The sequence below is a fragment of the Actinomyces polynesiensis genome, from assembly GCF_000820725.1.
Lineage (GTDB): Bacteria > Actinomycetota > Actinomycetes > Actinomycetales > Actinomycetaceae > Pauljensenia > Pauljensenia polynesiensis.
Genome location: NZ_CCXH01000215.1, coordinates 1 through 2,007 on the forward strand (window position 1 = coordinate 1; position 2,007 = coordinate 2,007).

A 2,007-nucleotide genomic window follows, 5' to 3' on the forward strand; every position below is an offset into this window, starting at 1 on the left:
CCCGGTCACCGTGTCCCCACGGCGACCGGGGCCCCGACCGATCAGGTGGCCGCGGGGCGAGGCGTGCTGTGCCGGAGTCCGGCAGTACGTCCCTGCCCCCACCCGGGGCAGGCGGCCTCAGTCCTGGGACTCCCCGCCACCGGCGCCACCACGGCGACGGCGACGCCGCCTGCGGGGTGCGGCCGAGTCATCCGCCGGCGTGCGCGGCTCGGGGTTGTGGTCACCGCGGCCCCGCCCTCGTGAGCCCCGGTCGGAACGGCCACGCTGACCGGCGGGCACGTCGTGCCCGCCGCCCCCGCGGCGACCCCGGTCGTGCTCGGAGGAGCGTCCGCGACCCTGACCACCGCGCGGGGCGCCCCGGCCCCCGTGACCACCATGGGGGCCACCGGTCTCGCCCAGGTCCTCGATGACCTCGGCGTCCAGGCCCGCGAGCGTGCGCTTGGAGCGCGGCAGGCGCCCCGTCACGGAGGTGGGGATGTCGAGGTCGGTGAAGAGGTGGGGGGAGGTGTGGTAGGTCTCCAGCGGCTCCGGGACGCCCAGGCCCAGGGCCTTGGAGATCAGGCTCCAGCGCGGCACGTCGTCCCAGTCGACGAAGGTGATCGCCGTGCCGGAGTGCCCGGCGCGGCCGGTGCGTCCGATGCGGTGGATGTAGATCTTCTCGTCCTCGGGGCACTGGTAGTTGATGACGTGGGTGACGTCGTCGACGTCGATGCCACGCGCCGCCACGTCGGTGGCGACCAGCACGTCGATCTTGCCCTTGCGGAAGGCCCGCATGGCCTGCTCGCGGGCTCCCTGTCCGAGGTCCCCGTGCAGCGCCCCGACGGCGAAGCCGCGCTCGGCGAGGTCATCGGCCAGCCGGGCGGCGGTGCGCTTGGTGCGGCAGAAGATGATGGTGCGTCCACGGCCCTCGGCCTGCAGGATGCGGGCGACGACCTCGACCTTGTTCATCGCGTGGACGCGGTAGATGACCTGCTTGGTCGACTTGACCGTCGCACCCTGGTCGGTGGGGTCCTGGGCGCGGATGTGGGTGGGGTGGGACATGAACTTCCGCGCGAGCGCCACCACCGGGCCGGGCATCGTGGCGGAGAAGAGCATGGTGTGGCGGGTGACGGGCACGCGCGCCAGCAGGGTCTCCACATCGGGGAGGAAGCCGAGGTCCAGCATCTCGTCGGCCTCGTCCAGGACGACCGTCTGGACGCCGTTGAGGTGGAGGAGACCACGGCGCAGGAGGTCGATGAGGCGCCCGGGGGTGCCGACGACCACGTCGACGCCCTTCTCCAGGGCCTCGATCTGGGGCTCGAAGGCCACCCCGCCGTAGATGTCGATGATGCGGGTGGAGAGCTTGCCGGCAGCCTTGCGCAGGTCGGTGGCGACCTGCTTGGTCAGCTCACGGGTGGGGAGGATGACCAGCGCCTGGGGGCAGTTCGGGTTGAGGAGGTCCTCGTAGCCCTCCTCGTCAGGGGCGATGACGTCCTCCAGCAGGGGGATGCCGAAGCCCAGGGTCTTGCCGGTGCCCGTCTTCGCCTGGCCGATGATGTCGTGCCGGTCCAGGGCGACGGGCAGGGTGAGTGCCTGGATGGGGAAGGGGTGGGTGATCCCCTCCTCCTCCAGCGCGTCGACGATGGGGTCGGAGACGCCGAAGTCGGCGAAGGTCTTCTGCTCGAGGTCGGCGGTGGAGCCGTCCTCGTCGGTGATGTCGGGGGTCGCCTCCGGCTCGGGGGCGACGGCGACGATGTCGCCCAGGCGCACGACGCCTGCCGAGTACTCGGGGTGGTCGGCGCCGGTGGCGGTGTCGGTGGTGGTGCTCGCGTCGCCGTCCGGGCCGGCGGTGGTGGCCTCGGGCGCGGGCGCGCCTGTGGCGAGTGTGTCGTTCGTGGTCACGATCAGCCTTGTCTCCGGGGGTCGCCCGGGTCGTCGTGGCAGCCGATCGCGCAGTTTCGGGGCGCCCGGTGGGGGCGCGGGTCACGGTTCGGTGATGCGACCGGTCAGCCGTGGTCACCCCCATCC

1 protein-coding gene is annotated in these 2,007 nt (G+C 72.7%); it reads right to left on the reverse strand.

Annotation, left to right across the window (positions count from 1 at the left end):
- Positions 1-117: 117 nt before the first annotated feature.
- Positions 118-1,881 carry a DEAD/DEAH box helicase gene (locus TA90_RS09285; RefSeq protein ID WP_052450710.1) on the reverse strand — a complete coding sequence of 588 codons (1,764 nt, stop codon included), beginning with the start codon at positions 1,879-1,881 and terminating at the stop codon, positions 118-120.
- Between the last annotated feature and the right edge of the window lie 126 nt (positions 1,882-2,007).